Consider the following 6,267-nt stretch of genomic DNA (forward strand, 5'->3'; position numbering starts at 1 on the left):
TCCTCACATTCTTATAAATGCGACCCTCCGCTTGCATCTATGCACTGTCCCGTAATCCAGCGGCTGTCGGAGGAAGCGAGAAACGCGGCGACATCCGCGATATCCGAAGGCTCTCCCCATCTGCCGAAGCTCGAATACCCGGCACCGAATTGATAGCCCGATTCATCCTGCAGCATAGCCTTGTTCATATCCGTGGCGACAAAGCCGGGCTGCACAGCATTAACGGTTATCCCGCGGGGCGCAAGCTGGGTGGATAACGATAACGTAAGCGTATTGACCGCCCCTTTGCTCATGCTGTACGCCGCGACCCCCGGCAAGGAAATTCTAGTTACCGCAGAAGACAAGTTAATGATCCTCCCGCCGTCTCTTAGTCGGGGTAATGCTTGCTGAATAAGGAAAAACGGACCCTTCACATTGGTATTCATCACAAGGTCGAAGTCGGCTTCCGTTGTTTCCTCGATGGACACAGGGAGTCCCACGCCTGCATTGTTAACAAGAATATCAAAATACTTCTCTCCCGTACGCCGTTCCAAGGCCAGATCCAATTCTTCAAAAAGCTTAGCAGCGCCGGCAGCCGTATTAAGCTCCTGCCCTATGGCAAAGGCTTCTCCTCCCAGCTGTCCGATCTGTCTTACGACGTCGGCCGCCGCATCATGATTAGAACCGTAATGAACGGCTACCATCGCCCCCTCCTCTGCAAGTCTCAGCGCAATCGCGCGGCCAATCCCTCTGCTCGCGCCGGTTACCAGTGCCATTTTTCCGTTTAATCCGTTCATGCTCTGCTTCAGCTCCTCCCGTTTTTTACATCTTTATTTGTACCATGGGAGCTATTTTGTAATGTTGCGGTCTCATTCCCGGGCCGAGGAAAGCTTATGGAAATCGAAAGGGATTTCTGTATCGATAAGCGAATCTATACAAAATAAGCCAATACGATAGATTGGAGCGCATCATGACTTTCCCTGTCTGGATTGATCTCGGGTTTGTAAAGCTGCATCCCCATGCGGTATTCGAAACACTCGCGTATTTTATCGGCTTCCGCGTCTACCTCTACACAAGAAGCAAAGACAAAATGCCGATCGTGCAGGGCATGTGGGTTATCGTTGGCGCCATCATGGGCGCGGCGGTTGGTTCCAAGCTGCTGTACTGGTTCGAGGACCCTCGCTTAACGCTTGAGAATTGGAACAGCTACACCTATCTCATGGAGGGCAAAACGATTGTTGGCGGGCTGCTCGGCGGCCTTATCGGCGTCGAATGGACGAAGAAGCGCATTGGCTATTCCCGCTCCACGGGCGACGACATGGCAGTACCTCTTATCGTAGGAATGGTCATCGGGCGAATCGGCTGCTTCCTGACCGGTCTTGACGATCATACGTACGGCGTGGCCACGAGCTGGATTACCGGAATCGATTTCGGTGACGGGGTACTCCGGCATCCGACGCAGCTGTACGAGATTGCTTTCCTCCTGCTGCTGGGCGCCTTCCTCTTCCGTTCGAAACGAAAAGGCAGCTTGCCGGGCGGAGCCGTCTTTCAATTGTTTATGACCGGTTACCTGCTGTTTCGCTTCGTTATCGATTTCATTAAGCCAACACCGCATTTCTATCTAGGACTCAACAATGTACAGCTTGCCTGTATCGCCGGACTCGCCTATTACGCCGTTCTTTTATCCAAGTGGCTTATACGGCCGCAGCGCTCGCACAGAAAGGAATTGTAACGATGACAACCAAAAACAGACCTTATATTTTCTACGAGTTGACGAGCAGCGTATGCTCCAAATGCCTGCGCAAGGTTGAAGCGAAAGTGATCATTGAGGACAATCAGGTATTCCTTCTGAAATATTGCGGACAGCACGGCCGCGAAAAGGTACTAATCGCAAGCGATGCGGAGTATTACAAAAAGTGCCGGGAGTTTCTGAAGCCCGCGGAAATGCCGGAGGTATGGAACACTCCGATCCGCTATGGCTGCCCCTACGACTGCGGGCTATGCCCCGACCATGAGCAGCACAGCTGCCTGACGCTGCTCGAAATTACCGAGCGCTGCAACCTGCAATGTCCGATCTGCTACGCGGAATCCTCCCCGCATGCCGGCTCCTATCGTTCGCTTGAGCAAATCGAGTTCATGCTGGATGCGATCGTCCGCAACGAAGGCGAGCCGGATATCGTGCAGATCAGTGGCGGAGAGCCTACGATTCACCCGCAGTTTTTCGAAATATTGGACCTGGTGAAGAGCAAGCCCATCAAGCATGTCATGGTGAACACCAACGGTCTGCGGATCGCCCAGGACAGAAAGTTCGCCGAACGGCTGGCCCAATATATGCCGGGCTTCGAAATCTACCTGCAGTTCGACAGCTTTGAGGAAGAGACGCTCCGGGAGCTGCGCGGCGTGGACCTTCGCGATGTGCGGCGCAGAGCGCTAGAGCATCTGAACGAGTTCAACATTTCGACCACGCTGGTTGTTACGCTGAAGAAAGGCCTGAACGATCACGAGATTGGCGATATTATTCAGTTCGGCCTGAAGCAGCGCGCCGTGCGCGGCGTCACGTTCCAGCCGATTCAGGCAGCGGGAAGACTGGAAGAGTTCGACCCGGCCAAGGACCGGCTTACGCTTAGCGAGGTACGGCAGGGCATCATTGATCAATCGGGCATTTTCCGCGCGGAGGATGTCATCCCGGTTCCTTGCCATCCGGATTGCCTTGCGATGGGTTACGCGTTAAAGCTTGGCGGAGGGGCCATCCCGTTAACCGGGTTAATCGATCCCCAAATTTTGCTGGACGGCGGCCGCAATACCATCGTGTTCGAGCAGGACGAAACGCTGAAGTCGCGAATCTTCGAGCTGTTCTCAACGGCCCATTCGCCTGCTTCCTCGGCTTTATCGCTGAAGAGCCTGCTGTGCTGCCTGCCGCTTGTTTCCGTACCCGAGCATATCAGCTACGACAATGTATTCCGGGTCATCATTATGCAGTTTCTGGATCCGTATAACTTCGATGTGCGTTCGGTCAAGAAATCCTGCGTGCATATCGCGCATCCGGACGGCAGAATCATTCCGTTTGATACCTATAACATGTTCTATCGCACGGCGGAGCAGGAGAAGAAGCTCGCCGAGCTGAGAGAGGAATTCGATATGCGTCCGGGAGGGAAGGTCTATGACTGGAGTCAATAACGGGGATAACGGGGATAACAGAGATAACAGAGATAACAGAGATAACAGGCAGCCGGGAAGCCCCAGCAAATCGCCTTACGAAAAATCGCCGCATCACGTAAAGCATGTATTCCTAGGCATCGGAATATTGGCCTTGCTGCACTGCCTGCTGTTCCTTTTCCCGATCGGCTTCTTTTTCATCAGCATTGCTCAAATTGTCTATCTGCTTCCGGCTATATTAGTGTTCAATAAAAAAACCGGCATCGTTCAGGGCCTCCTGATCGGCGCCGGCATTACGTTTCTTGTGAATGCGGCTTGCTTCGGCCTTCTGGTCAGCGGCAATCTCTCGCTTTAGGAAATCCCCTGTGGCATTTGCCTATTAGCGGAATAGCTTAATAGAAAAGCATTCCCTATTCGGTCACAAGGAGATTACGACATGGGTTCCCATCTTCCAATAGGCCCCGTAAATCTATTCGCGCGGTTTATTAGCCCTAATCCGGTTACGTCCATTAATCCCGTAGAGCGGTTTCCCTCTATCCGTCCTACCGCTTACGTAAGTCCGTTTACGAGCGTGATTGGCGATGTGCGCATCTGCGACAATGTGTATGTTGCCCCCAGTGCCGCCCTTCGGGCCGACGAAGGAACCCCGTTTCTCATCGGCTCGAATTCGAATATTCAGGACGGCGTTATTTTGCACGGATTGGCTAATCAAAGCATTGAAGTGTGCGGTAAAAGCTACTCCATCTTTATTGGCAAAAGAGTCTCCGTTGCGCACGGGGCTATTATCCACGGTCCTTGCCTGATCGAGGATGATGTGTTCGTAAGCTTCAAGGCGATTGTCTTTAATGCGGAGGTGGGACGCGGCTCTTATGTCTCGATGGACGCGATTGTGACAAACGGGGTAAGGATCCCGGCTAACCGATTTGTTCCGCCAGGCGCGCATATCGATACGCAGGCAAAGGCCGATTCGCTTAGTCCGGTACCGAAGAGCTCCGAAGAGTTCGCCGAGCAGGTCATACGGATTAACACGGAATTCCCGCCTTCGTACAACGCGATGTTCGGCACCAGCCGGTGCTCCTGCGGAATCGCTTATAACCATGCGAATCTATTGAGTTAAAAAAGCCGGGAGGCCTCCTTATCGGAGTCTCCCGGCTTTTTATCTATTGTAATGCCTTTCTCCAGCGTTAACCTCTCGCCCGCTGCACGGGCAATCCCTTAACATCCAGCTTCACGCGGAAAATAGCTCCGGCGAGAGGCTGTTCCATAAGCTGCTCCTCGTCATTGCCGATTCTAGCTGTCGTAATGTACAGCTCGTCCAAATTCTCGCCGCCAAAGGCGCAGGAAGTGACATTCCGGACGGGAATTGGGATCGTGGCGAGTTTTTCGCCGGTTAAGGGGTTCCATCTCCCGATCTGCCACCCTCCCCAATGTCCAATCCACAGCATCCCTTCCGAATCGATGCTCATGCCATCCGGACTGCCTTCCCCCTCCGGGAATCTGATCACAATCCGCCGATTAGCGATCTGTCCGCTGGCAGCGTCGTAATCAAAGGCGTATACCTCATTCTCGAAGGTATCTATGTAGTACATGACCGTTCCGTCCGCCGTCCACGCCAGCCCGTTGGAGCAGCCAATCCCGCTTAACCGCTTCGATAACTTGCCGTCCTCCAGAACGTAGAGATGACCGTTCCGTTTCCTCGTGGAGATCATGGTTCCTGCCCACAACCGGCCCGCCGGATCGCATTTGCCGTCATTCAGCCGGTTCGTCGCCGTCTCTTCCTCCGTGCGGGCAATCAAGGATATATCGCCTGACTCCAGATTCAACCGGTAAAAGCCGTCCGCCAGCGCGATTAACCAGGTGCCATCCTCTGCCGGAACCGCCGCGCTGATCATTTTCTCCGTCTGGATCTGGAGCTTTCTTCCGTCGTTTGGACGGTAACGGTGTAATTGACGGCCTTCTATATCGACCCAGAGCAATTCCTGAAGCCGCTCATCCCATACCGGGCCTTCCCCCAGCTCATTTCGCGCCTCTAGTAGGCATTTCGCCTCATATTTTTTCAAAATTGACTTCCTCTCCTATCCAAGAAATACAAATGAATTCCGATATAAACAGTATGAACCTGGAAGACGGGGTTTTGCAATGGATTGTCTAAACGGCAGGGATTGCATTCTAAGGGGAAGGAATGATAATGATGAAAAAGAAAATCGCAGGCATTGCTTTAGTTATACTTCTCTGCTCATACGCTTCTTTAAGCTTTGCCAACAGTAAGACCTCCGCTGATTTCACGGACTTGAAGGACCTGGACGCGGCAACAAAAGCCAAGTTTGACGCCATGATCAGCGCGGGAATCTTCGACGGCGTTTCCGACACCACCTTTGGTCTGAAGGAGGAAATGAACCGTGCCCAGTTCGCGAAGGTAGCCTCGCTTATTATGGGGCTCAAAACGGACGAATCGCTGAAGACGTCCAGCTTCAAGGACGTAAAGGCCGATGACGCGGCCAACGGCTACGCTCTGCCATACATCGAAGCGCTTAAATCAGCGGGCGTAACGGAGGGGTACGGAGCTGGCGTTTACGACCCTGCGGGCAAAGTGACCAAAGAGCAGCTGGCAACCTTCCTGGTTAGAGTTCTTGGCAAAAACGCTGACGCTAAAACAAAAACGGGATCGGATACGACCGTATCGGATTGGGCACAAGGTTATGTTGCGTTAGCCCTCGAATTAAAGGTGCTGAGTAACGGCGCAGACGGAAAGTTCGGCGGACAAGCCAATGCAACGCGCGACCTGCTTCTGACAGGCGCGTATGAAGCCAAGCAGCAATATGTACCGCCGGCTACACCAACTCCGACGCCTACACCGACTCCAACTCCGGTGTATACGCCGACTCCGTCAACTCCGCAGCCGAGTGACAACAATGGTGAGAACAACGGAGGCGAGCAACCAGGCGACGGCTCTGGCGAGCAACCAGGCGACGGTTCTGGCGAGCAGCCAGGCGACGGCTCTGGCGAGCAGCCAGGCGACGGCTCTGGCGAGCAACCAGGCGACGGCTCTGGCGAGCAGCCAGGCGACGGCTCTGGCGAGCAGCCAGGCGACGGCTCTGGCGAGCAGCCAAGCGACGGCTCTGGCGAGCAACC

The 6,267-nt window shown here is 53.8% G+C and carries 7 protein-coding genes; 5 read left to right on the forward strand and 2 right to left on the reverse strand.

Annotation, left to right across the window (positions count from 1 at the left end; translation table 11 throughout):
* Positions 1 to 11 precede the first annotated feature (11 nt).
* Positions 12 to 776 (reverse strand): SDR family oxidoreductase, encoded by a 765-nt coding sequence (locus tag PGL01S_RS28720; RefSeq protein ID WP_127498827.1) that lies wholly within the window; start codon positions 774 to 776, stop codon positions 12 to 14.
* 173 nt (positions 777 to 949) lie between these two features.
* On the opposite strand from PGL01S_RS28720, the gene PGL01S_RS28725 reads away from it, so the two are divergent.
* The 4 genes from PGL01S_RS28725 to PGL01S_RS28740 all read left to right on the forward strand — a co-directional run bounded on the left by PGL01S_RS28725 (position 950) and on the right by PGL01S_RS28740 (position 4,252).
* On the forward strand, positions 950 to 1,711 hold the full coding sequence (locus tag PGL01S_RS28725; protein WP_127498829.1) for a prolipoprotein diacylglyceryl transferase: 762 nt from the start codon (positions 950 to 952) through the stop codon (positions 1,709 to 1,711).
* Between the two features lie 2 nt (positions 1,712 to 1,713).
* Positions 1,714 to 3,156 carry a radical SAM protein gene (locus tag PGL01S_RS28730; RefSeq protein ID WP_127498831.1) on the forward strand — a complete coding sequence of 481 codons (1,443 nt, stop codon included), beginning with the start codon at positions 1,714 to 1,716 and terminating at the stop codon, positions 3,154 to 3,156.
* Entirely contained in the window at positions 3,140 to 3,490 is a 351-nt protein-coding gene (locus tag PGL01S_RS28735) for a hypothetical protein (protein ID WP_127498833.1), read from the forward strand. Before PGL01S_RS28730 ends, PGL01S_RS28735 begins: the two co-directional genes overlap by 17 nt.
* 81 nt (positions 3,491 to 3,571) lie before the next feature.
* On the forward strand, positions 3,572 to 4,252 hold the full coding sequence (locus PGL01S_RS28740; RefSeq protein ID WP_127498835.1) for an LbetaH domain-containing protein: 681 nt from the start codon (positions 3,572 to 3,574) through the stop codon (positions 4,250 to 4,252).
* 67 nt (positions 4,253 to 4,319) lie between these two features.
* Here the strand turns inward: PGL01S_RS28740 and PGL01S_RS28745 are convergent, their stop codons facing one another.
* A complete protein-coding gene (locus tag PGL01S_RS28745; RefSeq protein WP_127498837.1) occupies positions 4,320 to 5,195 on the reverse strand; it encodes an SMP-30/gluconolactonase/LRE family protein in 876 nt (291 codons plus the stop codon).
* Between the two features lie 128 nt (positions 5,196 to 5,323).
* On the opposite strand from PGL01S_RS28745, the gene PGL01S_RS31520 reads away from it, so the two are divergent.
* The coding region (locus PGL01S_RS31520) for an S-layer homology domain-containing protein (protein WP_280525722.1) at positions 5,324 to 6,267 on the forward strand (944 nt) is incomplete at its 3' end.

This window comes from Paenibacillus glycanilyticus NBRC 16618 (genome assembly GCF_004000805.1).
Taxonomy (GTDB): Bacteria; Bacillota; Bacilli; order Paenibacillales; family Paenibacillaceae; genus Pristimantibacillus; species Pristimantibacillus glycanilyticus.

Bases quoted from the DNA above. Each gene is read 5' to 3' on its own strand.
- PGL01S_RS28720 (WP_127498827.1), bottom strand. From the start codon at position 776: ATGAACGGATTAAACGGAAAAATGGCACTGGTAACCGGCGCGAGCAGA.
- PGL01S_RS28725 (WP_127498829.1), top strand. From the start codon at position 950: ATGACTTTCCCTGTCTGGATTGATCTCGGGTTTGTAAAGCTGCATCCC.
- PGL01S_RS28730 (WP_127498831.1), top strand. From the start codon at position 1,714: ATGACAACCAAAAACAGACCTTATATTTTCTACGAGTTGACGAGCAGC.
- PGL01S_RS28735 (WP_127498833.1), top strand. From the start codon at position 3,140: ATGACTGGAGTCAATAACGGGGATAACGGGGATAACAGAGATAACAGA.
- PGL01S_RS28740 (WP_127498835.1), top strand. From the start codon at position 3,572: ATGGGTTCCCATCTTCCAATAGGCCCCGTAAATCTATTCGCGCGGTTT.